Genomic DNA, 23,284 nt, shown 5'->3' with positions numbered 1-23,284 from the left:
AGGTGTGGCGGCACCCGCCCCAACGACGGGGTGATGCCGCCGCGGCGAGATGCCGCGGGTGGCCGGACAGTACGCGGCGCAGGGGTGACCGGGCTGTCAAGGAACGGCGAACGCGACCCATGCAGCAGAGTCCGCTTGTGTCCGGCAGGCGCCTGATGGCCCGAGCCCGCTGGCGCTCAGTAGTGCAGCAGGCTGTGCAGCGGCGTCGCCGCGGGCCAGTGCGCACGCGCGCCCAGCGCATCGAGTTCGATCACCACGACGGCACCGACCAGCTCCGCGCCCAGCATCTGCACCAGCGCCCGCGCGGCGCCGAGCGTACCGCCGGTGGCCAGCACGTCATCGACCAGCAGCACCCGCTGGCCCGCGCGCAGGGCGTCCGTACGTGCCTCCAGCCGGTCGGTGCCGTATTCGAGCTGATAGTCGACCCCGCTCACCGGTGGCGGCAGCTTGCCCGGCTTGCGCAGGGGCACGAAACCGGCGTGGAGCGACTGCGCCAGCGCCGCACCGAAAATGAAACCGCGCGACTCGATCCCGCACACCGCCTGCACCCCCTGGCCGATCCACGGCCGCGCCAGCGCCTCGATGCACTGGCCGAACGCGGCGGGGTCGGCCAGCAGCGGGCTGATGTCGCGAAAGACGATGCCCGGAGACGGGAAATCGGGTACCGTACGCACCAGCGAATCAAGATCCATCGTCATGCATCGTCTCCGGCAGTGATGGCAGCGGCGCCGGCGACCGGCCGGCGGGGTCGCAAGGTGCCCAGCAGGATGCCCGCCAGCGCCAGCCCCAGTCCGAGCCAGTCGGAGAGCGTGGTGGCCCGCCCGAACAGCAGCACGTCGAGCACGAACGCCAGCGCCGGTTGCAGCAACAGCAGCAGGCCGACCTGCGAGGCCGGCAACCGCGGCATTGCCCGCACCATCAGCAGCCAGGCCACCACCTGCCCAAAGAAGCCCAGCGCGAGCAACGCGCCCCAGCTGCGCCAGGTGACCAGCGCCAGCGTCTCGCCCGCGCCGATGCACCAGCCGCCGAGCAGCCCCGCGCACAGCACACTCATCAGCCCCAGGAACTGGGCGGCCGACAGGGGCGTGCGCCCGGACAGCGCGCGGCGAAAGCTCAGCAGATACACCGCATAGGCAAGGCAACTGGCCAGCCCGAACCACACGCCCAGCCGATGGCGCGCGTCGAACATCGACCAGTGCGCGCCGACCAGCAGCCACAGGCCCGCCAGCGCCAGCACCATGCCGGGCATGAACGCGCGCCCGAGCCGCTCGCGATAGGCCACCCAGCCCACCAGCGCGAGCAGGAACACCTGGAAGTTGGTCAGCAGCGTGGCCACCCCGGGGCCGACCCAGAGGATCGACCGATGCCAGAAGATCAGGTCGGTGGCGAAACCGATCGCCGGCAGCAGCGCCAGCACCACGTCGCCCCAACGGATGCGTTGCCAGCGCCCGCGCAGCGCCACCCAGCCGAGCAACGCCACGCCGCCGAAGGCCATCCGGTAGAACGCCGACACGGTCGGCGCCACCTGCGCCAGCACCACGAAAATGCTGGTGCACGAGAGCAGCGCCGCGCCGGCGGCCATCGCGGCCAGATCGGCCCGCGGGCGGCGGTCCTCGGCCCGGGGCACCGGAAGATCGGCGGCGACCATCCGGCCTCAGGCAGGAATGGCGGCCGTGCCGGGATCGTCCTCCCAGCGGGCCGACTCGCCGCGCGCCTCCGCCAGCGCCCGCTCGATCTGCGCCACCACCGTGGCCGCGGCCTCGCGCGCGGACTCCGGCACCATCACCGCCACGTAATCCATGGCAGGCAGCTGGCCGACGCCCCCGGTGAGGTACTCGCCGGCAATGAAGGCGGGAATGTCCGCACGTTCCAGCGCGTCCTTCACCAGGTGGGCATCGATCAGGGTTTCAGCGCGGTAGGCGGTATGCATGCCCGCAAGCTAGTGCGGATGATCCTCCCGGGCAAGCGTGCGCAGCGCCCGCGCGCCGCCGCTGCCTGGGCCGGCCGCAGTGGCCGGCTTTGACCGACCGGGTAAACTCGGAGAATTTTCCGCCTACGCGTCGCGAGCCCAAGTCAACGATGTCCAACGAAACCCCCAGCGCCCCGACCAGCCCCGCCACCGATGCGCCGCGCGACTTCATCCGCCAGATCATTCGCGACGACCTGGCCAGCGGCAAGCACGCCAGCACCCGCACGCGCTTTCCGCCCGAGCCGAACGGCTACCTGCACATCGGCCACGCCAAGGCGATCTGCCTGAACTTCGGCATCGCCCGGGAGTTCGCTGGCGGCTGGTGCAACCTGCGCCTGGACGACACCAATCCCGGCAAGGAAGACCCCGAGTTCGTCGAGGGCATCAAGGACGACGTGCGCTGGCTCGGCTACGAGTGGCACGAGCTGCGCCACGCCTCGGACTACTTCGAGGTGTTCTACCGCGCCGCGATCAAGCTGATCGAGGACGGCAAGGCGTATGTGGACGACCTCAACGCCGACGAGGTGCGCGCCTACCGCGGCACGCTCACCGAGCCGGGCCGCAACTCGCCCTATCGCGACCGCAGCGTGGCAGAGAACCTGGACCTGTTCCGCCGCATGCGCGCGGGCGAGTTCGAAGACGGCAGCAAGACGCTGCGCGCGAAGATCGACATGGCCGCCGGCAACATCAACCTGCGCGACCCGGCGATCTACCGCGTGCGCAAGATCGCCCACCAGAACACCGGCGACGCCTGGCCGATCTACCCGATGTACGACTACGCGCACTGCCTGTCCGACGCGCTGGAGTCGATCACCCACTCGCTATGCACGCTGGAGTTCGAGGACCACCGCCCGCTGTACGACTGGTTTGTCGACCACGTCGACCTGCCGAACCACCCCGAGCTGTGGCAGCCGCTGGTCGACGCCGGACTGGAGACCAAACCCAGCAAACCGCGCCAGATCGAGTTCTCGCGCCTCAACCTCAGCTACTCGATCACCTCAAAGCGCAAGCTCGCCCAGCTGGTGAACGAAGGTCACGTGGACGGCTGGGACGATCCGCGCATGAACACCCTGCGCGGCCTGCGCCGGCGCGGCTTCACCGCGGCCAGCATCCGCCTGCTGATCGAGCGGCTCGGCGTCTCCAAGCAGAACAGCGTGATCGACTACGCCGTGTTCGAGGGCTGCGTGCGCGAGGATCTGGACGCCGTGGCGCCGCGCCGCATGGCGGTGCTCGATCCGCTGAAGCTGGTGATCACCAACCTGGCCGAAGGCCACGAGGAGGTCCTCACCTTCGCCAACCACCCCAAGGACGAGAGCTTCGGCAGCCGCACCGTGCCGTTTGCGCGCGAGGTATGGATCGAGCGCGACGACTTCGCCGAGGTGCCGCCGAAGGGCTTCCACCGCCTCAAGCCCGAGGGCGAGGTGCGCCTGCGCGGCGTCGGTATCGTGAAGTGCGAGGAGGTCATCAAGAACGCTGCCGGCGAGGTGACCGAGCTGCGCTGCACGCTCGACCCCGAATCGCGCCATGGCCTGCCGGGCGCCGACCGCAAGGTGAAGGGCACCATCCACTGGGTCAGCGCCACGCACGGCGTGGCCGCCGAGGTGCGCCTGTACGACCGCCTGTTCAGCGTGGCCGCGCCGGACGACGAGAGCGACGGCAAGTCCTGGATCGAGCACATCAATCCGGACGCCAAGCGCGTGATCACCGCGTGGGTGGAACGCGCCGCCGCACTGGCCGAGCCGGAACAGCACCTGCAGTTCGAGCGGCTGGGCTACTTCGTCGCCGACCGGCTCGATCACGCCGCCGGCTCGCCGGTGTTCAACCGCGTGGTCACGCTGCGCGACACCTGGGCGAGCAAGGCCTGATCGCGTGGCCGGCGTGCTTCCCGTACAGATCCACCTCACCCTGCCGCCATGGCTGGCCGACGTGGCCGACGCCTCTGCCCGCTACCACACCGACGAGGAGCGCGTGGGGCTGGCGATCGCGCTGTCGCGCCACAACGTGGCCAACGGCAGCGGCGGGCCGTTCGGTGCCGCGGTGTTCGACGGCGAGGGTCGGCTGATCGCCGCCGGCGTCAACCGCGTGGTGCCCCAGGCCTGCTCGGTGGCGCACGCCGAGATGATGGCCTACATGGCCGCGCAGCAGCGGCTGCAACGCTTCCGCCTCAATGAAGGCGGTGGCCGCTACATCCTGGCCACCAGCGCCCAGCCGTGCTGCCAGTGCTACGGCGCCACCGTCTGGGCCGGCATCGACGAGCTGCTGATCGGCGCCCGTGCCGAAGACGTGGAGTCGCTTACCGAGTTCGACGAAGGCCCGCTGCCCGCCGACTGGATCGGCGAACTGCAGCGCCGCGGCATTGCCGTGCGCCGGGACGTGCTGCGCGAGGAGGCCCGCGCGGTGCTGGCAAGCTACGGCGAGACGGGGCCAAGCTATTGAGTCGGCTGCGCGCCGCGCTGCCGCTGATCCTGCTGGTGCTGGCGGGCGTCGCGCTGTATGCCTCAGGCACGCTGGACCGGTTCGACCCGCAATACCTGGTGGCGCACCAGGACAAGCTGCACGCGGACATCGCCGCCAATCCGTGGCTGACCCGGCTGGGCTACATCGGCCTGCTCACGCTGGGCATGGCCACCGGCATCCCCGGCACCATCGTGATCATCCTGGCTGGCGGCTTCGCTTTCGGGGTGGTCGAGGGCACGGTGTATTCGTCGATCGCGCTCACGCTGGGCTCGTTGATCCTGTTCCTGGCCAGCCGCTACGCCTTCGGCGCGGGCCGCAAGGCGCCGCCGCGCGCGGTGCACCGGCTGCGCGACGGCTTCGCCCATCATCCGGTGAGCTACACGCTGTTCCTGCGCTTCGTGCCGGTGCTGCCGTTCGGTGCGGTCACCGTGAGCCTGGCGTGGCTGCGCTGCGGGCTGTGGCTGTTCGTCGGCGCCACCTGGCTGGGCGGCACCGTCACGCTGGTGTTCGAGAACCTGATCGGCTCGGGGCTGGGCGAGGCGCTGAGCGAAAGCGATCACATCGGGCTGGGCCTGTTCTTCCATCGCAGCGTGCTGTTGCCGCTGGGCGGCATTGCGCTGATCTCGCTGCTGCCGCTGCTGCTCGAGCGCGTCACCCGCGCACGACGGCGCGCGCCGCCGCGGGAGTCGCGCTGAGCGCACGCGCTCGCCACCGGTGGCCCGGCCTTCTAGAATGTCGGGTTTGCGGCCCCCGGGCCGCACCGAGAACACTCCTGCGGACGCCATGCGCCTTTACCTGCAAACCCCGCCTGCCGCTGCCGAGGCACCGCGTTATGTCCAGATCGTGCTCGAGCAGGATCTGCTCGGCGGCTGGACGCTGTACCGCGAAACCGGCACCCAGGGTGGCAAGGCGACCCTCAAGCGCGAGCAGTTCCTGGAGCGCGACGCCGCCATCAGCGCGTTCGAGAAGGCCCGCGACGCCCAGCTCAAGCGCGGTTACCGCGTGATGTTCAGCCAGGGCCTGGACGGCCCCCATTCACGCTGAGTGTCCGTTGTCCCGATGCATCGGCTCATCGCGCCCTGGGCGGCGAACCCGCTCGGCGCGTTCGCCCCGTCGCCTGGCCCCGGAGGCAGTTGGGATGAGCGGCAAGGACGTATCGCGCTTCAACGATTTCACAAGGTATCTCCCATGGCCGCCCCTCTGAAAAACGACCGCTTCCTGCGCGCGCTGCGCCGCGAGCCCACCGACACCACGCCGATCTGGGTGATGCGCCAGGCCGGTCGCTATCTGCCCGAATACCGCGCCACGCGCGCGCGCGCCGGCAGCTTCATGGGGCTGGCGCAGAACCCCGAGTACGCCTGCGAGGTCACGCTGCAGCCGCTGGAACGCTTCGAGCTGGACGCGGCGATCCTGTTCTCCGACATCCTCACCATCCCCGACGCGATGGGCCTGGGCCTGACGTTCGCCGCCGGCGAAGGTCCACAGTTCGCCCACCCCCTGCGCGACGCCGCGGCGATCAGGAAACTGGCCGTGCCGGACATGGACGGCGAGCTGCGCTACGTGATGGACGCGGTGCGACTGATCCGCCGGGAGCTGGACGGCCGCGTGCCGCTGATCGGCTTTTCCGGCAGCCCCTGGACCCTTGCCTGCTACATGGTCGAGGGTCACGGCTCGAAGGATTTCGCCACGCTCAAGGCGATGTGCTGGAACGAGCCGGCCCTCGCCCACCAGCTGCTCGACACGCTGGCGCACGCGGTGGCCGCCTATCTGATCGCCCAGGCCCACGCCGGCGCGCAGGCGCTGATGGTGTTCGACACCTGGGGCGGCCTGCTCGGCCCCGCGCCGTTCCGCGAGTTCTCGTTGCGTTACATGCAGCGCGTGGTCGAGGCGCTGAAGGCCGACGCCGTGGCCGGCACGCTGCCGGTGATCCTGTTTTCCAAGGGTGCCGGCGCGCATCTGGCGGAGATGGCCGACACCGGCTGCACCGCACTGGGCGTGGACTGGACCATCGACCTGGCCGACGCGCGTCGCGCCGTGGCCGGCAAGGTGGCGCTGCAGGGCAACCTCGATCCGGCAATCCTGCGCGCCGGCCCGGACGTGATCCGGCGCGAGGCGCGCGCCGTGCTCGACAGCTACGGCAACCACCCCGGCCACGTCTTCAATCTCGGCCACGGCATCACGCCGGAGGTCGATCCGGAGCACGTGAAGGTGCTGGTCGACGAAGTTCATGCGCACGGTCACACAATTCGCCAGTCGGTGACCTAAAGCCCGCGCCTTCACGTGTCGATAACGTCCCTGTCAGGGGAAGTCGGGCACGCAAGGTAGTCGCTCCGCGGGGCATGGGGCGAACCATCCACCACCGCGCGCAATCCCGCCGCAACCCTGTCAGTCCAAAACATCCTGGACGACAACGCGTTGGCCCAAGCGCCCTTCGTGACCTCGTGCCCCCGAGCGGGACACCCTGCCACCCGGACAATTCGCCAGCTCAATTCGTCCTTACTGCGACGTTCTGATTGCGAGGCGACACCATGGGCAAGGAAATTCCGGACCTGCAGCTCGAGCTGCGGGAGATGAAGGCGCTCAACAACGCGCTGCACCGCGTGCAGGCGGTGATCGAGTTCGACCTGAAGGGCAAGATCCTCGACGCCAACGACAACTTCCTGGCGCTGCTGGGCTATTCCCTCGAGCAGGTGCGTGGTCAGCATCACCGCATGTTCTGCGACCCGGCCTACGTGGCCAGCGCCGACTACAAGAAGTTCTGGGAGCGCCTGGCGCACGGCCACTTCAACAAGGGCGAGTACAAGCGCCTCGCGGCGGACGGCCGCGAAGTGTGGATCAACGCCTCCTACAACCCGGTGCTCAACGCCGAGGGTAAGCCGTACAAGGTGATCAAGTTCGCCACCGACATCACCGCCTCGCGCACCGAGGCGGCCGAGGTGGGCAGCAAGATGGCTGCGCTGGACAAGGCACAGGCGGTGATCGAGTTCGATCTGGACGGCCACGTGCTCGCCGCCAACGGCAACTTCCTGGCCACCATCGGCTACTCGCTGGAAGAAATCGCCGGCCAGCACCACCGCATGTTCTGCGACGAGGCGGCCGTGGCCAGTGCGGCCTACGCCGAGTTCTGGGCCAAGCTGCGCAGCGGTCAGTTCGATTCGGGCCGCTACCACCGCGTCGGCAAGGGCGGGCGCTCGATCTGGCTGCAGGCCACCTACAACCCGGTGCACGACTGCAACGGCCGCGTGCACAAGGTGATCAAGTTCGCCTCCGACATCACCGCCCAGGTGGAGCTGGAGGAATCGGTGAAGCGCCGTGCCGAGGAAGACCAGCGCAAGGTCGACGAGCTGCTGCAGACGGTGCGCCGCGCCGCCGCGGGTGATCTCACCGGCGCCATCGAGCCGGCCGGCGACGACCCCATCGATCAGCTTGCCGCGGGTATCAAGCAGATGATGAGCGACCTGCGCACGGTGATCGGCAAGGTGATGGAAGGCACCCAGGGCTTCACCGTGGAGTCCACCGAGATCGCCAGCCAGTCCGCCTCGATGGCCAGCGGCGCGCAGCTGCTGGGCGCCACCGTGGAAGAAATGAACGCCACCATCGAGGAGCTCACCGCCTCGATCAACTCCATCGCCAGCAACGCGCGCAGCGCCGACCAGTTGGCCAAGGACACCCAGGGCGAAGCCGAGCGCGGCGCCAAGGCGATCGACAAGTCGATCGAGGCGATGGCGTTGATCAACAAGTCGTCCGAGGACATCAGCGAGATCATCAAGGTGATCGGCGAGATCGCCAGCCAGACCAACCTGCTGGCCTTCAACGCGGCCATCGAGGCGGCCCGCGCGGGCGAGCACGGGCTGGGCTTTTCAGTGGTGGCCGACGAGGTGCGCAAGCTGGCCGAGCGCTCATCGCAGGCGGCCAAGGAGATCTCCAAGCTGATCACCGAGTCGACCAAGCGGGTCGCCCAGGGCAGCGACATTTCCAAGGAAGCGGCCGAGGCGTTCGACAAGATCGTGTTCGGCGTGGCGCGTACCACCCAGGCGATGTCCGAGATCAGCTGCGGCGCCGACGAGCAGGCCGTGGCGGCCCGCGAAGTGGCCAACGCCGTGCAGCAGATCGCCGAGGAGACCGAGAAGTCGGCCACCACCTGCGACAACATCGCGCGCTCGTGCGGCTCGCTGATGAACGGTGCCGGCGAGCTCAACCGCACCGTCAACCACTTCGTCGTGTAACGGGGCCGGCCATGATCGATATCGAAGCCACGGTGGACCCGGCCACGCAGAGCGCGCTGTTCGCCCGCGTACGCCGGCACACCGGCATCGTCATGGCCGACCGCAAGTGGACGTTGCTGCACGGCCGCCTGCGCCGGCGACTGCAGGCGCTGGAGCTGGCCAGCTACCGCGACTACCTGGCGGTGCTGGACCAGTCGGCGGAAGAGGTCGGGCATTTCATCGACCTGGTGACGACGAACGAGACGTCGTTCTTCCGCACGCCGCGCATCTGGGACTACCTGTGGCACGGCTTCCTTCCCGCCTGGCATGCGGCGCATCCCGCCGCCACGCTGCAGGTGTGGTCGGCGGCCGCGTCCACCGGCGAGGAGGCGTATTCGGCGGCGATGCTGTTCGAGGAGTTCCGCGAGCAGCACCCGGCATTCCGCTATCGCATCCTGGGTACCGACATCGCCAACCGCGTGCTCGACGTGGGCCGCGCCGGACAGTACCTGGGACGCAACATCGACGGCCTGCGCAAGCTGCGTCCCGCCATGCTGGAAAAGTATTTCCGCCCGCAGGACGAAACCTGCACCGTGCTGCCGGCGCTGCGCGCAGGGGTGAGCTTCCGCCCGCACAACCTCTACCAGCCGCTGCCCGACCCCACCCGCTTCGACCTGGTGCTGCTGCGCAACGTGCTCATCTACTTCGACGAGGCCGGCCAGGAGGCGGTGCTGGAGAACGTGCGCCAGTCGATGGCCGAGCGCGCCGTGCTGCTGGTGGGCGAGTCGGAATCGCTCAGCCGCTTGCGCACCGGCTTCGTCTACCAGCAGCCGCTGATCTACCGCAACGGACCGGGCGCAGGATGAACGGCCACGACCTGCACGTGAAGATGTGCGAGGTGCGCACCGGCAGCGGCCGGCAGGTGCTTCGCACCACGCTGGGCTCGTGCGTGGGTATCGGCCTGCTGTGGCGTGGACGCGACCTGTGCGCGCTGGCGCACTGCCTGTTGCCGGAGTCGTCCGCCCGCTCTACCGCGCCCTCGGCCAAGTACGTCACCGACGCGCTGCCCTCGCTGCTGCAGCTGATGGGCGCCTCGCGCGCCGATCACGCGCAGCTCGAGGCGGTGATCGCCGGCGGCGCCTGCATGGTGCAGCCAGTGCGGCCGGCGCCCTACGGGCTGATCGGCGAGCAGAACACCCAGATGGCCACGCGGCTGCTGACCGAGGCCGGCATCCGCGTGATCCACGTCGACACCGGCGGCACCAGCGGCCGCCAGCTCAGCATCGACTGCCACTCGCAGCAGTTCGCGGTGCGCACTTTTGAACGTTCCCACTGAGGCCACGCCCATGGATTCCCCTCCCGTCGCTTCCGCTGCCGCCCGTGCCGACGCCGCGCAACTGTTCGGCTCGTTCCACCTGGGCGAATTCGAGCTGGCGCTGCCGATCGGCGCGCTGCAGGAAGTGGTGACCTTCCCCACGGCGATCACCCGCATTCCGCTGGCGCCGCCGCACCTGCTGGGCCTGTTCAACCTGCGCGGCATGCTGATTCCGATCGCGCACCTGGGCCGTTTCCTGGGGCTGGATGACGCCGGCGATCGCCGCGAGGCGCGGCTGGCCATCGTGGCGGCAGGTGACGCGCGGCTGGCGGTGCTGTTCGACCGCACCGGCGAGATGCTGCGACTGCCGGCGCACCAGGTGGTGCCGTTCCGCCACGGCAGCGAATCGCTGGGGCTGATCGAGAGCGCGTTCCACCTCGACCACGGCGAACGCATCCTGCAGGTGCTCTCGGCCGACGCGCTGGCGCGCCTGCCGGGCCTGCCGCAGGTGCTCAATCCCGATCTCGCGGCGCAGGCCCGGGCCCAGCGCGCGGCGCAGGGGCGGCGGCACCAGGCGGTGTCGTTCCGCGCCGGCGGCCGCCACATGGCGCTGCCGATGGCCGAGATCCACGAAATCATCCGCGTTCCGGCGCTGGAGCATTCGGTGCTGGCGGATGGACGCTGCCTGGGCCGGCTGCACCTGCGCGGCAATCCGGTGCCGGTGGTCGACTTTGCCCGTTTCCTGGGGCTGGCCGCGCCGGCCGACGCGGCGAACCCGGGCGCACCGGACGACAGCGGCGCCGACGATCCGCGCCGCGTGATCGTGCTGCGCCGCGAGGACTCCTACCTCGGTCTGCTGGTGGACGAGGTGGACAGCATCGTCGCCTTCCTCGACGCGCAGCTGCTGCCGATGCCGGCCATCCCCGGCCAGGCGGGCGTGTTCGCCGGCTGCATCAGCGGCCGTGCCGACGGCGCCGACGACCTGGTGCTGGTGGACGCGCCGGTGCTGCACGCCGATCCGTTCCTGGCCCACCTGGCCAAGGGCCACCACGACCTGTACCGCAACGGCGACGACGAGGCGGCGGCCGCACGCGCCGCGCGCCAGTCCACCCGCGAAACCTGGGTCACCTTCCAGCTCGATCGCCTGATGGGCCTGCGCATCGAGCAGCTGTGCGAGGTGATCGACGAGGACCCCGCCCTGATGCGCCCGCCCGGCGCGCCGGCCTACGTGCGCGGCGTGCTCAACCTGCGCCGGCAGCTGATCACCGTGGTCGACCTGCGCACCCTCTACGGCATGGCACCGGCGAACGACGCGGTGGCCGGCAGCGGCAAGATCCTCGTGGTGGAACGCGAGGGCGAGAAGATCGGCCTGGTGGTGGACGCGGTGCAGAACATCGTCAGCATCGAGCGCGCCGACAAGCTGCGCATCCCCAGCATGGTCGCGCACCGGCTCGACGCCGAGCTGCAGCGCGACCTGCACGAGGTGGTCGACCTGCCCGACCAGACCACCGTGATGCTGCTGGACGCCGCGCCGCTGATGCAGCGCCTGGCCGGCGCGCGCCTGCACTGAGGCGACGCGCGCCGCCCGCTCACGGCAGGGCGGTGCGCATCCAGACCCCTACGTAATCCACCACCATCGGGTGGCCCGGTTCGGTCGCCGGCACTGGCGTGTCGCGGCCACCGGAAATCGCATAGGCAAAGTCGCCACCCATCGCCACGTCCAGCAGCAGGAAGTAGCCGCGCTGGCCGGTGATCTCCTGCCAGGTATCGGGCGGCAGGCGGTCGCGGGTGATCACGCCGTAGAGCTGGCCGTCGAGATACCAGCGCAGCGCCTCGGGCGCCACGCGCCGATCCCATTCGAAGGTGTAGGTGTGGAAACCGCCCTGGCAGCTGGTGGGCGCGCAGGGACTGTGCTGGCCCAGGCCGTTGGGCTCGCCGCACGGGCCGCCCGGCTGCACGCCGCAGTGCAGGGTGCCCCAGACCAGGTTCAGGCCGTTGACGTTTTCCATGATGTCGAACTCGCCCGCCTGCGGCCAGTTGCGCAGCCGCCGGAAGCTCTCGCCCAGCGCCCAGAACGCGGGCCAGTAGCCGAGCGCTTTTTCTCCCTCGACGCCGGGCATGCGCAGGCGCGCCTCCATCCGCAGCACGCCGCCTTCGGGCGGGCGGAAATCGTCGCGCACGGTCTCGATGCGTGCCGACGTCCACTCGCCGGCCGCATCCCGACGGGGCGTGATGCGCAGGTGGCCGCGGCCGTCCAGGCTCAGGTTGGCGGGGTCGTCGGTGTAGCGCTGCACCTCGTGCGTGCCCCAGTTGGCGGGGCCTCCGGCATAGCCGTGTCCGGTGTCGATGCGCCAGCGCTCGGCGGAGGGCAACCGGCCCGCGGCACCGTTGAAGTCGTCGCCAAAAAGCAGCGTCCAGCCGGCCGGCTGCGGCAGCTCGGCGTGCGCCAACGCGGTGGCCAGCAGGGCCAGCAGCGCCACGGCGACCCTCCATCGGTGGCCGCGACGATGCCCTGCCCGCCGCGCGACCGCGGCTGCGCCCTCGTTGATTGCTCGCACGTGCGTGTATGCCCTGCTGCCCGCGGCGTCTCCGCGTCCGGCGATTCTCGCATCCCGGGCCCGGGGCGAAACCCTCGCCACGACGCGCTTTGGCAGCCCTGTGCGCGGCCCGTACAATGGCCGCTTCACGTCTTATCACGACGCGCCCGCGTGGCGCGCGCCCAAGCGAGTCCCCATGGAAAAGAGCTTCGAACCCGCCCAGATCGAGTCCACCTGGTATGCCCGCTGGGAGGCCAGCGGCGTGTTCAAGCCGGCCGGCGATAGCGACACGGCCAAGGGCGATCCGTACTGCATCCTGCTGCCGCCGCCCAACGTCACTGGCACGCTGCACATGGGCCACGCCTTCCAGCAGACCGTGATGGACATGCTGATCCGCTATCAGCGCATGCGCGGCATGAACACGCTGTGGCAGGTCGGCACCGACCACGCCGGCATCGCCACGCAGAAGATCGTGGAGAACCAGCTCGCCGCCGAGGGCAAGACGCGCCACGACCTGGGCCGCGAGCCGTTCATCGAGCGCGTGTGGCAGTGGAAGGAGGAGTCCGGCTCCACCATCACCCACCAGATGCGCCGGCTGGGCGTGGCAGCGGACTGGTCGCGCGAGCGCTTCACCATGGACGAGGGCCTCTCCGCCGCCGTGCGCAAGGTGTTCGTGCAGTGGTACCGCGACGGCCTGATCTACCGCGGCAACCGCCTGGTGAACTGGGATCCGGCGCTGGGCACCGCGGTGTCCGACCTGGAAGTGGACAACGTCGAGCGCGACGGCTCGATGTGGTCGATCCGCTACCTCACCACCGACGGCGCCGAGAGCGTGGTGGTGGCCACCACGCGTCCGGAGACCATGCTCGGCGACGTCGCCGTGGCCGTGCACCCCGAGGACGAGCGCTACGCCCACCTGATCGGCCAGAAGCTGCACCTGCCGCTGACCGGCCGCGAGATCCCTGTGATTGCCGATGACTACGTCGACCGCGAGTTCGGCACCGGCTGCGTGAAGATCACCCCGGCGCACGATTTCAATGACTACGCGATCGGCCAGCGGCATCAGCTCGCCCCTATCACCATCTTCACGCTCGACGCCAAGGTCAACGAGCGCGGCCCGGAGAAGTACCGCGGCCTGGACCGCTACGACGCGCGCAAGGCGATCCTCGCCGACCTCGAAGCGGCCGGCCTGCTGGTGGAAACCAAGCCCCACAAGCTCAAGGTGCCGGTGAGCCAGCGCTCGGGTGCGGTGATCGAGCCGATGCTCACCGACCAGTGGTTCGTCGACCTCACCTCCGACACGCTGCGCGACGGCCGCCCGGGCGGACGCAAGGCGATCACCGAGCCGGCGCTGCAGGCCGTGCGCGGCGGCGACATCAAGTTCGTGCCGGAAAACTGGTCCACCACCTACACGCAGTGGCTGGAGAACATCCAGGACTGGTGCATCAGCCGCCAGCTGTGGTGGGGCCACCGCATCCCGGCCTGGTACGACGAGCAGGGCAACATCTTCGTCGGTGAGGACGAGGCCGACGCGCGCGCCAGCGCCGTGCAGCCGCCGGTGGGCGCGCTGCGCCAGGACGAGGACGTGCTCGACACCTGGTTCTCCTCCGCGCTGTGGCCGTTCTCCACACTGGGCTGGCCGATGGACGGCCCGGTGAGGAACGAGCGCGGCGAGGTGGTGGCGAACTGGGAGAACGACAGGATCTTCCTGCCCAGCGCGGTGCTGGTCACCGGCTTCGACATCATCTTCTTCTGGGTCGCCCGCATGGTGATGGCGACCAAGTACTTCACCGGCCAGGTGCCGTTCCGCGAGGTGTACATCAACGCCATCGTGCGCGACGCCGAAGGCCAGAAGATGTCCAAGTCCAAGGGCAACACGCTGGACCCGCTGGACCTGATCGACGGCATCGCGCTGGAACCGCTGGTGGCCAAGTCGACCCGATCGCTGCTGCTGCCGCAGGAGCGCGAGAAGGTCGACAAGCGCGTGCGCAAGGACTACCCCGCCGGCATCACCGCGATCGGCACCGACGCGCTGCGCTTCACCTTCGCGGCGCTGGCCAGCTACAGCCGCACGATCAACTTCGACATCAAGCGCGCCGAGGGCTACAAGGCGTTCTGCAACAAGCTGTGGAACGCGGCCCGGTTCGTGCTGATGAATCTTCCGGAGGGTCCGATCGAAGCTCCGGCCGGCGGCCCGGTCACCGAGGCCCAGCGCTGGATCCTCACCCGCCTCAAACAGACCCTGGCCGAGGTGGAGCAGCACTTCACCAGCTACCGCTTCGACCTGCTGGCGCAATCGCTGTACGAGTTCGTCTGGAACGAGTACTGCGACTGGTTCCTGGAGCTGTCCAAGCCCGCACTCAACGGCGACGACGCCACCGCCGCGGCCTCCACCCGCCACACCCTGCTGGTGGTGCTGGAGGCGGTGCTGCGCGCGCTGCACCCGGTCATCCCGTTCATTACCGAGGAAATCTCCCGGGAGCTGCCACTGCACTCGGCGCCGCGCGCCGGTGCCGACGCCGCCGAAAACCTGCTGATCCAGCGCGCCTACCCGCGCGCGGCCGACTTCGCCGCCGACGAGGCCGCCACCGCCGAGATCGAGTGGTTCAAGGCCGTACTCTCCGGCGTGCGCAAGATCCGCGCGGAAATGAACATCGCGCCGGGCAAGACCATCCCGTTGCTGCTGGCGGACGGCGATGCCACCGATCGCGCCCGCGCGGCCAAGTTCGCCGCGCAGATCGCCTTCCTCGCCCGCGTCGAAACCCCGCAGTGGATCGAGCCGGGCGCAGACGAACCGGCCGCCGCGGCCGCGGTGGTCGGCTCGCTGCGCGTGCTGATTCCGCTGGCCGGCCTTATCGACCTCACCGCCGAGAAGACGCGCCTGGCCAAGGAAATCGCCCGCATCGAAGGCGAGATCAAGAAGTGCGAAGGCAAGCTCGGCAACGCCAACTTCGTCGCCAACGCGCCGGCCGAGGTGGTGGCGCAGGAACGCCAGCGCATCGTCGACTGGAACACCACGCTCACCGCCCTGCGCGAACAGCAGGCCAAGCTCGGCTGATCACGCCCCACCCTGTAGGAGCCCGCTCGCGGGCGATGCTTTTGCTCCTGATGCACATCAAAGCCAAAAAAGCATTGCTCGCACGCGGGCTCCTACACGACGCGTCAGGGCTGGTCGGGCTCGCATAGCGCCAGCTCCATCACGATTGCGTCCTCGCGCCCTTCGCGCGCGGGGTAGTAGCGCGGACGTCGACCGATCTCGGTGAAGCCGACCGAGGCGTAGAGCTTCTGCGCCACCGGATTGGACGGCCGCACTTCGAGGAATACCCGCTCGGCGCCGCTCCAGCGGATCACGTCGAGCAGGCGCAGCAGCAGCCGGCGCCCCAGGCCCTGCCCGCGCCATGCCTGGCCGATGCAGATATTGAGGATGTGCGCCTCGCCCGCCGCGATGGAGAGAATGCCGTAGCCGGCAATCTGGCCCTGCACCCACAGCACCCAGCACGGGTGCCCCGCGCGCAGGCAGTCGGCGAAGATGCCGCGGCTCCAGGGAAACTCGTAGCAGGACGCCTCGAGCTCGGCCACGGCGTCGAGATCCTGCATGCGCAGGGCGCGGATTTCGCTCTCGGGCCGGCTGACCGCGGCCATGGCGTCAGTGCCCCCGCGTGGCAGCCAGCGCGCGGCGCACCTGCCGCAGGGCTGCCCACAAGCGTCGCTTGCTGCCCGCGTCGACCAGCAGCTGCGACGGGTCGTCGACCAGTGCGATATGCGCCTCGCGCATCACCGCCGCCGGCAGCTCGCGCCCCAGCGCATGCGCCTGCGCCTGCCCGAAGGCCAGATACACCGGCGCATGCGGGACCGGCGCGCCCGGCGCGCCGTCGGCCACGCTGATGCGGCCGGCCCGCGCCAGCTCGGCGCCGCAGGCGTTGAGCGCGCGGCCCAGAAGATCCATCGCCCGCACATCGGCGCCCGCGGGGATCAGCACCACGCAACGTCCGCTCGGCGAGGGTTCGGCAACCGCGGCGGCGGACGAACCGGCCGATGCCCCGCGCGCGCGGCGCACCCACGGCGTGAGGCCGAGCGCCTGCAGCACCTGCTGGCGGCGTGCCGCGGCCACGCCTAGCCCGCGCTCCGGCGGGCCCGGCGGCGGGTTGCCACGCCCCATGCGGTCAGCACGGGGCCGGACAGCAGGTACAGCGCGAACAGCACCAGCAGCAGCCGGGGCGGATCTATCGCCAGCAGCACCAGCACCAGCACCAGCATCACCATCCAGACGAACGGCACCCGCTCGCCGGCACCCACCGGCAACGACTTGAAGCTGAAGTAGCGAAAGCGGCTGACCATCAGCAGACCCACCACCACCGCAAGCAGCGGCGTGACGAAGCACAATGTGCTGCCGGCGACGCCGGATTTTTCCATCGTCCAGACGAACGACATGCACACGGCGGCCGCGGCGGGACTGGCCAGGCCCTGGAAATACCGCTTGTCGATCACCGCCACCTGAGTATTGAAGCGTGCCAGTCGCAGTGCACCGCAGGCGGCGTAGATGAACGCGGCTGCCCAACCGATCTTGCCCCACAGCGGGCCATACTCGCGCAGCGTGGAGAGCGACCACGTGTACAGCACCAGCGACGGCGCGAGGCCGAAGCTGACCAGGTCGGAGAGCGAGTCGTACTGCACGCCGAACTCGGTCTGCGTGCCGGTGAGGCGGGCCACGCGGCCGTCCAGCCCGTCCAGCAGTGCCGCCACGAACACGGCGATCGCCGCCTCGGTATAGCGCCCGCCGATACTGCTCACGATGGCATAGAAACCGGAGAACATTGCCGCGGTGGTGAACAGGTTCGGCAGCAGATAGATACCGCGATGCCGCGGCCGTCGAACTGGCGTGTCGTCGCTCATGAACCCATCCGCTGAATGCTGGCGCGCATTGTAGAACATTGCCGCTTGAGTCCGGCCCGCGCGGGTGCTAACAAGAGCGCCTGCGCCACGGCGCCCCACGGAGATCACCATGCACCGTCCCACGCTGTTCGCCATCCTGCTGCTGGCCACCAGCGGTGTCTCGGCCCAGGCCTACAAGTGGACCGACGCCCAGGGCACCGTGCACTACTCCGAGTCGGCGCCCCCGGCGGGCACCAAGTACACCCGCATCACCACCACCGGCAGCGTCGATCCGATCGCCGCCACGCCGACGCCGCCGCCGGCCGGACAGGATGGGGAAAACGCGGCTCAGCCCGCGTCCCAGCCGATGGAAGACACGCCGGAAAACCGCAGCAAGCTGTGCAGCTCGCTCAAGGCGAACCTCGACACCCTGCGCAGCGGCGCGCCGGTAGTGATGGAGCAGGCCGGCAAGCCCAAGACGCTGGACGACAACGAGCGCCAGCAGCAGATCGCCTCGGCACAGTCGCAATACGGCGAATTCTGCAAGTAACGTCCCGCCGGTCAGGCGCCGCCGCAAGGCGGCGTGCGGCATTCGCCGCGGCATCACCGCAGGCTGGCGGCATGCCGCGCCCTTAAGCCACGCCCCGGCTGGCATAATCGCCGCCTTTACCCAGCCTGCCGGATCCACCGTATGCGCCTCAGCCAATTCCACCTGGCCACCGTCAAGGAAGTGCCCGCCGACGCCGAGCTCGTCAGCCACAAGCTGATGCTGCGCGCCGGCATGATCCGCAAGCTTGCCGCCGGCCTCTACACCTGGAGCCCGCTGGGTCTTCGCGTGCTGCGCAAGGTGGAGACCATCGTGCGCGAGGAGATGGACCGCGCCGGCGCCATCGAAATGCTGATGCCGACGATCCAGCCGCGCGAGCTGTGGGAAGAAAGCGGGCGCTGGGAGAAATTCGGCAATCAGTTGCTGAAGATCAGCGACCGCAAGGATCAGGATTTCTGCTACGCCCCTACCGCGGAGGAAGTCATTACCGATTTCGCCCGCCAGGAGCTGAAGAGCTACAAGCAGCTGCCGGTCAATTTCTACCAGATCCAGACCAAATTCCGCGACGAGATCCGCCCGCGTTTCGGCGTGATGCGTGCGCGCGAATTCCTGATGAAGGACGCCTACTCTTTCCACCTCGGCGCCGACTCGTTGCAGCAGACCTACGACGCCATGTACCAGGCGTATTCGCGCATCTTCAGCCGGCTCGGGCTTACCTTCCGGGCGGTGCAGGCGGATACCGGCGCGATTGGCGGCAATGCCAGCCACGAGTTCCAGGTGGTGGCGGAATCGGGCGAAGACGCCATTGCCGTTTCCGACAGCTCCGATTACGCCGCCAATATCGAAAAAGCCGAGGCACTGGCGCCGGCGCAGCAACGGCCGGAGCCGGCCGCCCCGCTGGCACGCGTGGACACGCCCACCCAGAAGACCATCGACGAGGTGGCGGTATTCCTGGACGTGACGCCAAAGCAGTGCATCAAGACGCTGCTGGTAAGGGGCCGCGACGGCCTCGTTGCGCTGTGCCTGCGCGGCGACCACACCCTCAATGAAGTGAAGGCCGGCAAGCTGGCCGAGCTGCCGGACGAGTGCGTGCTGGCGTCGGAGGAAGAGATCGTCGCCGCCACCGGCACGCGCCCGGGCTTCATCGGCCCGGTGGGCCTGCCGGCATCGATCCCGGTGATCGTCGATCGCAGTGCGGCGGTGGTGGCGGACTTCGTCTGCGGCGGCAACGCCGACGGCGTCCACTGCACCGGCGCGAACTGGGAGCGCGACGCCCGCCTCACGCGGGTGGAGGATATCCGCCAGGTGGTCGCCGGCGATCCCTCGCCGGATGGCCACGGCACGCTGCAGATCGCCCGCGGCATCGAAGTGGGCCACGTGTTCCAGCTCGGCGCCAAGTATGCCGAGGCGCTGGGTGCCACGGTGCTGGACGACCAGGGCAAGGCGAAGGTGATGCTGATGGGCTGCTACGGCATCGGCGTCAGCCGCATCGTCGCCGCCGCCATCGAGCAGCGCCACGACGAGGCAGGCATCCGCTGGCCCGAGGCGATGGCGCCGTGGCGGGTGGCCGTGTGCATGATCAATCCCAAGGGCCTGGCCGAGGTCACCGCGGCAGCCGACGTGCTCTACCAGCAGCTCGCCGCGCGCGGCATTGAGACCGTGCTGGACGATCGCGGCCTGCGCCCGGGCGCCATGTTCGCGGACATGGAGTTGATCGGCATTCCGCACCGGGTGGTGATCAGCGAGCGCGGCATCGCTGCCGGCACGCTGGAATACCGCGCGCGCGATGCGGCCGAAAGCGAATCGCTCACGGTCGACCAGCTGCTGGCCAAACTGGGCTGATATCCAGCGGCCCAACGATCGCGTTATACCGGGGCTGCCGCGAGGCAGCCCTTTTTCATGGTGGCACCCGCGTCGGTGCTCACCGGGGGCATCGCTTAATTAGCTGCAGGGCAGACAGGGCAGCCTGCGCATTTACCGTCGCGGATTAATCGCCCGGCACTGCCACAACGCATTTACTGAACGCGCCAGTTGAATGATTAATGTGACGCAGCCATCACGCGCCGCCCACTATTTTGCAAATGCGTGGCCATTAGGTGAGAATGCGCCACGCATCAGGATGGCGCTGTCGCCGCAATGGCGACATCAAACCCAGTCATTTAAAACCCGCGCGGAGTTCATTCATGGCCGTTGATATCAAGAACCTCAATCACAACCAGCTCAATGACCTGATTTCCAAGGCCCAGATCCGTCAGGACGAGCTGCGCAAGGAAAAGGTCGCGAAGCTGCGCGAGAAGGTGCACGCGCTGATCAAGGCCGAGGGTTATTCGTTCGACGACATCTTCGGTTCCGCCCGCGGCGCCAAGACCCGTCGCACCAAGACCCCGGTGGCGCCGAAGTACCGCAACCCGGCCAATGCCGAGCAGACCTGGTCCGGCCGCGGCAAGCGCCCGCGCTGGTTCAACGACGCGCTCAAGGCGGGCAAGAAGGAAAAAGACCTGGCGATCTGATCGCGCGGTCTGGTTTTGAAGCAGACGCCGGCCTCGCGCCGGCGTCTTTCGTTATGCGCCGATAGACGGCGCTCAGTGAACTGCCTGCCTTTTGTCCCCGAGCCTTCCGGATGCCGCCAGTCGGCGCCCGTCCACGGCCACGTATCCGCACACCGGGAAAAGCAGCGGGAGTTACAGCGAACGGCGCGGCGACACCAGCAGATCGCCAAACAGCAGTCCCGCCACCAGCGACACCAGCAGCGTCATCAGCAGAATGCCGCTGTCCAGGCCCAGCGTCGTATCGCGCTCGAACAATGACGACACGCTGCGGAAGCCGGTGCTTCCCGGCACCAGCAGGATAATCCCCGGTTCGCGGATCACCGCACCCGGCCGGTGCATGAAGCGGGCATACACGTTGGCCAGTGCACCCAGCAGGAATCCGCCCAGGAAAACGCCGAACGGGGCGCCGGGAATGGCGCCGGAAATCAGCCCGCCCCAGCGCGTGGCGAGATAACCGATGACCACCGCCGCCATCACCACCGGGCGGTCGCGCGGTGCGGCGCGGAACAGGATCGCAAACCCGAACGCGCCCAGCAGCAGCGAGGGGTAGTCGGCCCACCCCGGCAGCGGCGGCAGCACATAGGTGCCCGCGTGAATGCCGAACGCAGCGCACAGCTGGGTCGCCGCCACCGTGCCGAAGGTGAGCTTGAGAAGCGTCGCCACGGCGCCGCCCATGCGGGCCACGCCGGCCACCAGGTGATTGCTGGAAATCTCCCGCACCGCAGTGGTCAATGCCATGCCGGGCATCAGCACGATCAACCCCGCCAGCACCACCGACTTCACCGCCAACGGCACCACGAAGGCGCTGACCATGATCGCGAAGGTGGTTGCCACCAGGGCGCTGATCGCGTCGCTGGCTACCGCCAGCCGGGGCCGCGTGGCCGAACGCACCGTGATCACGCCGATCATCAGGCCGATCAGCCCCGCCACGATCAGGTCCGCCCACGAGCTGTGCAGCAGCAGGCCCACCACGCACGCCGCCGAGAAGCCGTAGCTGGCGATGACCCCCGCCTGGGCACGGCGGGTGTCGGGCAGCCCCAGCAGACGCAGCAGGCGAAAGCCCTCGCGCAGCTCGATCTCGCCGCCGATCACCCGGTCGGCGATGCGGTCCGCCTCGCACAGGCGCGCCAGGTTGACGTCGCCCGGCGGCAACCGCATCACCTGCGTGACCTGCGCCAGGCCATCGTCACCCTGGGCCAGGTCCGAGAACGAAATGATGATGGCGGTGGGGCTGGACCAGACATCGGCCACCAGGCTCATCTTCTGTGCGGCCAGCGCGATCGCCCCTTCCAGGCGCGCTGCCGAGGTGCCGTACTGATGCAGTCGCCGCGCCAGCTCCACCAGGAACGCGATGCGGGTGTTCAGAGCGACGGTGGACAGGTCCGCCGTCGATGCACCACCCGACGGGGCGTGGGGAACCGGTACGCTCATGCAGCGGCCGGTTCCATCGTGGCCGCAGGAGCAGCCGGGAGACGCAGGACGGCGCTCATGCCGCCGGGCGCACCTGCAACGTGGTGCCGTGCACCGCCACCACCTCGACATTCGCGCCCAGCGGCAGCTCCGGCCCGGCGACCAGCCACTGGCTGTCGCCGACGCTGGCCTTGCCGCGACCGTTGACGATCGCTTCGGTGAGCACGTAGCGCTGGCCGATCATCTGGTCGGCACGCCGGTTGAGCCGTTCGCTGCCTGGATCGCTGCGCTCGATGCGCCCGCGCAGCAGCCGCGCGTAGAGCACGCACGAGGCGATCGCCAGCGCCGCGAAGATGATCGCCTGCCCCAGCATGCCCAGCCCGGGCACCAGCCACAGCAGGATGCCCATGACCGCGGCCGCCAGGCCGATCCACAGCATGAAGTAGCCGGGCAACAGCACCTCGCCGGCGATCAGCAGCAGGGCGAGGGTCCACCACAGGTAGTGCAAGGAGATGTCCCACATGGTCAGGCTCCCGGTGACGATCAACGCGGCGGCGACGGGATGACGGGCTTGTTCTGCTGGCCCAGCGACTCCTTCGCCAGCTCGGCGATGCCTGCGAGCGAACCGAGGATGCCGGTGGCCTCGATCGGCAGCAGCAGCATCTTCTGGTTGGGCGACTTGGCCATTTCCTTCAGCGCATCGACGTAGTTGTTGGCGACGAAGTAGTTCAGCGCGTTGACGTTGCCGCCGGCGATCGACTCGGACACCATCGTGGTGGCCTTGGCCTCCGCCTCGGCGGATCGCTCGCGCGCCTCGGCGGTACGGAAGGCCGCCTCCTTCTCGCCCTCGGCCGCCAGGATCACCGACTGCTTCTCGCCCTCGGCCTTGAGAATGGCGGCCTGGCGGAAGCCCTCGGCCTCGAGGATGTTGGCGCGCTTCTCGCGTTCGGCCTTCATCTGCCGCGCCATGGCGTCGATCAGGTCGCGCGGTGGCGCGATGTCCTTGATCTCGATGCGGTTCACCTTCACGCCCCACGGGTCGGTCGCCTCGTCCACCACGCGCAGCAGCCTCGCGTTGATCTCGTCGCGCTTGCTCAGGCTCTCGTCCAGGTCCATCGAACCGAGTACGGTGCGGATGTTGGTCATCACCAGCGCCAGCGAGGCCTGCTCGAGGTCGGATACCTCGTAGGCCGCCTTGGATGCGTCGAGCACCTGGTAGAACACCACGCCGTCGACCCGCACCACCGCGTTGTCCTTGGTGATGACGTCCTGGCTGGGCACGTCCAGCACCTGTTCCATCATGTTGATCTTGCGCCCGACGCCTTGATAGAACGGAACAAGGAAGTGCAGGCCCGGCGACAAGGTGTGGGTGTACTTGCCGAAGGCCTCGACCGTCCACTCGAAGCCCTGCGGCACCATCCGC

23 protein-coding genes are annotated in these 23,284 nt (G+C 69.0%); 13 read left to right on the top strand and 10 right to left on the bottom strand.

Annotated features, from left to right (window positions below):
- Window positions 1–176: 176 nt before the first annotated feature.
- From VFG40_RS01775 to VFG40_RS01765, 3 genes are read right to left on the bottom strand one after another with little or no spacing between them, the layout of a single operon-like run.
- Window positions 177–698 (bottom strand): adenine phosphoribosyltransferase, encoded by a 522-nt coding sequence (locus VFG40_RS01775; protein ID WP_324894270.1) that lies wholly within the window; start codon window positions 696–698, stop codon window positions 177–179.
- Complete coding sequence (locus VFG40_RS01770; RefSeq protein WP_324894268.1) at window positions 695–1,648, bottom strand: DMT family transporter; 954 nt, start codon at window positions 1,646–1,648, stop codon at window positions 695–697. The genes VFG40_RS01775 and VFG40_RS01770 overlap by 4 nt, the downstream gene beginning before the upstream one ends.
- Window positions 1,649–1,654: 6 nt before the next feature.
- On the bottom strand, window positions 1,655–1,930 hold the full coding sequence (locus VFG40_RS01765) for a putative signal transducing protein (RefSeq protein ID WP_324894266.1): 276 nt from the start codon (window positions 1,928–1,930) through the stop codon (window positions 1,655–1,657).
- 149 nt (window positions 1,931–2,079) lie between these two features.
- On the opposite strand from VFG40_RS01765, the gene VFG40_RS01760 reads away from it, so the two are divergent.
- The 9 genes from VFG40_RS01760 to VFG40_RS01720 all read left to right on the top strand — a co-directional run bounded on the left by VFG40_RS01760 (window position 2,080) and on the right by VFG40_RS01720 (window position 11,516).
- Window positions 2,080–3,834 (top strand): glutamine--tRNA ligase/YqeY domain fusion protein, encoded by a 1,755-nt coding sequence (locus VFG40_RS01760; RefSeq protein WP_324894264.1) that lies wholly within the window; start codon window positions 2,080–2,082, stop codon window positions 3,832–3,834.
- Window positions 3,835–3,847: 13 nt separating this feature from the next.
- Window positions 3,848–4,405: a nucleoside deaminase gene (locus tag VFG40_RS01755; RefSeq protein ID WP_324894262.1), complete on the top strand. Its 558-nt coding sequence runs from the start codon at window positions 3,848–3,850 to the stop codon at window positions 4,403–4,405.
- A complete protein-coding gene (locus VFG40_RS01750) occupies window positions 4,402–5,121 on the top strand; it encodes a TVP38/TMEM64 family protein (protein WP_324894260.1) in 720 nt (239 codons plus the stop codon). Before VFG40_RS01755 ends, VFG40_RS01750 begins: the two co-directional genes overlap by 4 nt.
- Before the next feature lie 88 nt (window positions 5,122–5,209).
- Window positions 5,210–5,470, top strand: coding sequence for a WGR domain-containing protein (locus VFG40_RS01745; RefSeq protein ID WP_324894258.1), 261 nt, complete (start codon window positions 5,210–5,212; stop codon window positions 5,468–5,470).
- A gap of 144 nt (window positions 5,471–5,614) precedes the next feature.
- Window positions 5,615–6,691, top strand: coding sequence for a uroporphyrinogen decarboxylase (gene hemE, locus VFG40_RS01740; RefSeq protein ID WP_324894256.1), 1,077 nt, complete (start codon window positions 5,615–5,617; stop codon window positions 6,689–6,691).
- 263 nt (window positions 6,692–6,954) lie between these two features.
- On the top strand, window positions 6,955–8,652 hold the full coding sequence (locus tag VFG40_RS01735; RefSeq protein ID WP_324894254.1) for a methyl-accepting chemotaxis protein: 1,698 nt from the start codon (window positions 6,955–6,957) through the stop codon (window positions 8,650–8,652).
- 11 nt (window positions 8,653–8,663) lie between these two features.
- Window positions 8,664–9,497, top strand: a complete 834-nt coding sequence (locus VFG40_RS01730; RefSeq protein WP_324894252.1) for a CheR family methyltransferase — start codon at window positions 8,664–8,666, stop codon at window positions 9,495–9,497.
- Window positions 9,494–9,967 carry a chemotaxis protein CheD gene (locus VFG40_RS01725; RefSeq protein ID WP_324894250.1) on the top strand — a complete coding sequence of 158 codons (474 nt, stop codon included), beginning with the start codon at window positions 9,494–9,496 and terminating at the stop codon, window positions 9,965–9,967. Before VFG40_RS01730 ends, VFG40_RS01725 begins: the two co-directional genes overlap by 4 nt.
- Before the next feature lie 10 nt (window positions 9,968–9,977).
- Window positions 9,978–11,516 (top strand): chemotaxis protein CheW, encoded by a 1,539-nt coding sequence (locus VFG40_RS01720; RefSeq protein ID WP_324894248.1) that lies wholly within the window; start codon window positions 9,978–9,980, stop codon window positions 11,514–11,516.
- Between the two features lie 19 nt (window positions 11,517–11,535).
- On the opposite strand, the gene VFG40_RS01715 is transcribed toward VFG40_RS01720, so the two are convergent.
- Window positions 11,536–12,426: a glycoside hydrolase family 16 protein gene (locus VFG40_RS01715; protein ID WP_324894246.1), complete on the bottom strand. Its 891-nt coding sequence runs from the start codon at window positions 12,424–12,426 to the stop codon at window positions 11,536–11,538.
- 253 nt (window positions 12,427–12,679) lie between these two features.
- On the opposite strand from VFG40_RS01715, the gene VFG40_RS01710 reads away from it, so the two are divergent.
- Window positions 12,680–15,541 carry a valine--tRNA ligase gene (locus VFG40_RS01710; protein WP_324894244.1) on the top strand — a complete coding sequence of 954 codons (2,862 nt, stop codon included), beginning with the start codon at window positions 12,680–12,682 and terminating at the stop codon, window positions 15,539–15,541.
- A gap of 104 nt (window positions 15,542–15,645) precedes the next feature.
- On the opposite strand, the gene rimI is transcribed toward VFG40_RS01710, so the two are convergent.
- The 3 genes from rimI to pssA are packed head-to-tail and all read right to left on the bottom strand — an operon-like array spanning window position 15,646 to window position 17,376.
- Entirely contained in the window at window positions 15,646–16,125 is a 480-nt protein-coding gene (rimI, locus tag VFG40_RS01705; protein WP_324894241.1) for a ribosomal protein S18-alanine N-acetyltransferase, read from the bottom strand.
- 4 nt (window positions 16,126–16,129) lie between these two features.
- Window positions 16,130–16,594, bottom strand: a complete 465-nt coding sequence (locus VFG40_RS01700; protein WP_324894239.1) for a hypothetical protein — start codon at window positions 16,592–16,594, stop codon at window positions 16,130–16,132.
- A 2-nt stretch (window positions 16,595–16,596) separates the two neighbouring features.
- The gene (gene pssA / locus VFG40_RS01695) at window positions 16,597–17,376 is read right to left on the bottom strand and encodes a CDP-diacylglycerol--serine O-phosphatidyltransferase (RefSeq protein ID WP_324894237.1); all 780 of its coding nucleotides are present in this window, start codon (window positions 17,374–17,376) and stop codon (window positions 16,597–16,599) included.
- 109 nt (window positions 17,377–17,485) lie between these two features.
- Here pssA and VFG40_RS01690 point away from each other — a divergent pair, with 109 nt between their 5' ends.
- The 3 genes from VFG40_RS01690 (at window position 17,486) to VFG40_RS01680 (ending at window position 20,412) form a co-directional block, all read left to right on the top strand.
- On the top strand, window positions 17,486–17,905 hold the full coding sequence (locus VFG40_RS01690) for a DUF4124 domain-containing protein (protein ID WP_324894235.1): 420 nt from the start codon (window positions 17,486–17,488) through the stop codon (window positions 17,903–17,905).
- A 141-nt stretch (window positions 17,906–18,046) separates the two neighbouring features.
- The gene (locus VFG40_RS01685) at window positions 18,047–19,744 is read left to right on the top strand and encodes a proline--tRNA ligase (protein WP_324894233.1); all 1,698 of its coding nucleotides are present in this window, start codon (window positions 18,047–18,049) and stop codon (window positions 19,742–19,744) included.
- Between the two features lie 341 nt (window positions 19,745–20,085).
- The gene (locus VFG40_RS01680) at window positions 20,086–20,412 is read left to right on the top strand and encodes an H-NS histone family protein (protein WP_324894231.1); all 327 of its coding nucleotides are present in this window, start codon (window positions 20,086–20,088) and stop codon (window positions 20,410–20,412) included.
- A gap of 171 nt (window positions 20,413–20,583) precedes the next feature.
- Here VFG40_RS01680 and VFG40_RS01675 read toward each other — a convergent pair whose 3' ends face one another.
- The 3 genes from VFG40_RS01675 to VFG40_RS01665 form a co-directional block, all read right to left on the bottom strand.
- Window positions 20,584–21,882 (bottom strand): threonine/serine exporter family protein, encoded by a 1,299-nt coding sequence (locus tag VFG40_RS01675; RefSeq protein WP_324894229.1) that lies wholly within the window; start codon window positions 21,880–21,882, stop codon window positions 20,584–20,586.
- Between the two features lie 55 nt (window positions 21,883–21,937).
- On the bottom strand, window positions 21,938–22,384 hold the full coding sequence (locus VFG40_RS01670) for an NfeD family protein (RefSeq protein WP_324894227.1): 447 nt from the start codon (window positions 22,382–22,384) through the stop codon (window positions 21,938–21,940).
- 20 nt (window positions 22,385–22,404) lie between these two features.
- Window positions 22,405–23,284: SPFH domain-containing protein (locus VFG40_RS01665; protein ID WP_324894226.1), on the bottom strand; the 880-nt coding region annotated here is incomplete at its 5' end.

It is taken from the genome of Dyella sp. (assembly GCF_035685805.1).
In the GTDB taxonomy this organism is placed as follows: domain Bacteria; phylum Pseudomonadota; class Gammaproteobacteria; order Xanthomonadales; family Rhodanobacteraceae; genus Dyella_A.
The sequence above is the reverse complement of the archived record's forward strand: the minus strand, read 5'-3'. Positions and strand labels throughout refer to the sequence as shown.

What these genes read in the sequence shown, in the direction of transcription:
- VFG40_RS01670 (WP_324894227.1), bottom strand. Translation starts at nt 22,384, where the DNA reads ATGTGGGACATCTCCTTGCACTACCTGTGGTGGACCCTCGCCCTGCTG.
- VFG40_RS01775 (WP_324894270.1), bottom strand. Translation starts at nt 698, where the DNA reads ATGACGATGGATCTTGATTCGCTGGTGCGTACGGTACCCGATTTCCCG.
- VFG40_RS01675 (WP_324894229.1), bottom strand. Translation starts at nt 21,882, where the DNA reads ATGAGCGTACCGGTTCCCCACGCCCCGTCGGGTGGTGCATCGACGGCG.
- VFG40_RS01685 (WP_324894233.1), top strand. Translation starts at nt 18,047, where the DNA reads ATGCGCCTCAGCCAATTCCACCTGGCCACCGTCAAGGAAGTGCCCGCC.
- VFG40_RS01690 (WP_324894235.1), top strand. Translation starts at nt 17,486, where the DNA reads ATGCACCGTCCCACGCTGTTCGCCATCCTGCTGCTGGCCACCAGCGGT.
- VFG40_RS01710 (WP_324894244.1), top strand. Translation starts at nt 12,680, where the DNA reads ATGGAAAAGAGCTTCGAACCCGCCCAGATCGAGTCCACCTGGTATGCC.
- VFG40_RS01730 (WP_324894252.1), top strand. Translation starts at nt 8,664, where the DNA reads ATGATCGATATCGAAGCCACGGTGGACCCGGCCACGCAGAGCGCGCTG.
- VFG40_RS01770 (WP_324894268.1), bottom strand. Translation starts at nt 1,648, where the DNA reads ATGGTCGCCGCCGATCTTCCGGTGCCCCGGGCCGAGGACCGCCGCCCG.
- VFG40_RS01735 (WP_324894254.1), top strand. Translation starts at nt 6,955, where the DNA reads ATGGGCAAGGAAATTCCGGACCTGCAGCTCGAGCTGCGGGAGATGAAG.
- VFG40_RS01745 (WP_324894258.1), top strand. Translation starts at nt 5,210, where the DNA reads ATGCGCCTTTACCTGCAAACCCCGCCTGCCGCTGCCGAGGCACCGCGT.
- hemE (WP_324894256.1), top strand. Translation starts at nt 5,615, where the DNA reads ATGGCCGCCCCTCTGAAAAACGACCGCTTCCTGCGCGCGCTGCGCCGC.
- VFG40_RS01725 (WP_324894250.1), top strand. Translation starts at nt 9,494, where the DNA reads ATGAACGGCCACGACCTGCACGTGAAGATGTGCGAGGTGCGCACCGGC.
- VFG40_RS01680 (WP_324894231.1), top strand. Translation starts at nt 20,086, where the DNA reads ATGGCCGTTGATATCAAGAACCTCAATCACAACCAGCTCAATGACCTG.
- VFG40_RS01720 (WP_324894248.1), top strand. Translation starts at nt 9,978, where the DNA reads ATGGATTCCCCTCCCGTCGCTTCCGCTGCCGCCCGTGCCGACGCCGCG.
- rimI (WP_324894241.1), bottom strand. Translation starts at nt 16,125, where the DNA reads ATGGCCGCGGTCAGCCGGCCCGAGAGCGAAATCCGCGCCCTGCGCATG.
- VFG40_RS01765 (WP_324894266.1), bottom strand. Translation starts at nt 1,930, where the DNA reads ATGCATACCGCCTACCGCGCTGAAACCCTGATCGATGCCCACCTGGTG.
- pssA (WP_324894237.1), bottom strand. Translation starts at nt 17,376, where the DNA reads ATGAGCGACGACACGCCAGTTCGACGGCCGCGGCATCGCGGTATCTAT.
- VFG40_RS01760 (WP_324894264.1), top strand. Translation starts at nt 2,080, where the DNA reads ATGTCCAACGAAACCCCCAGCGCCCCGACCAGCCCCGCCACCGATGCG.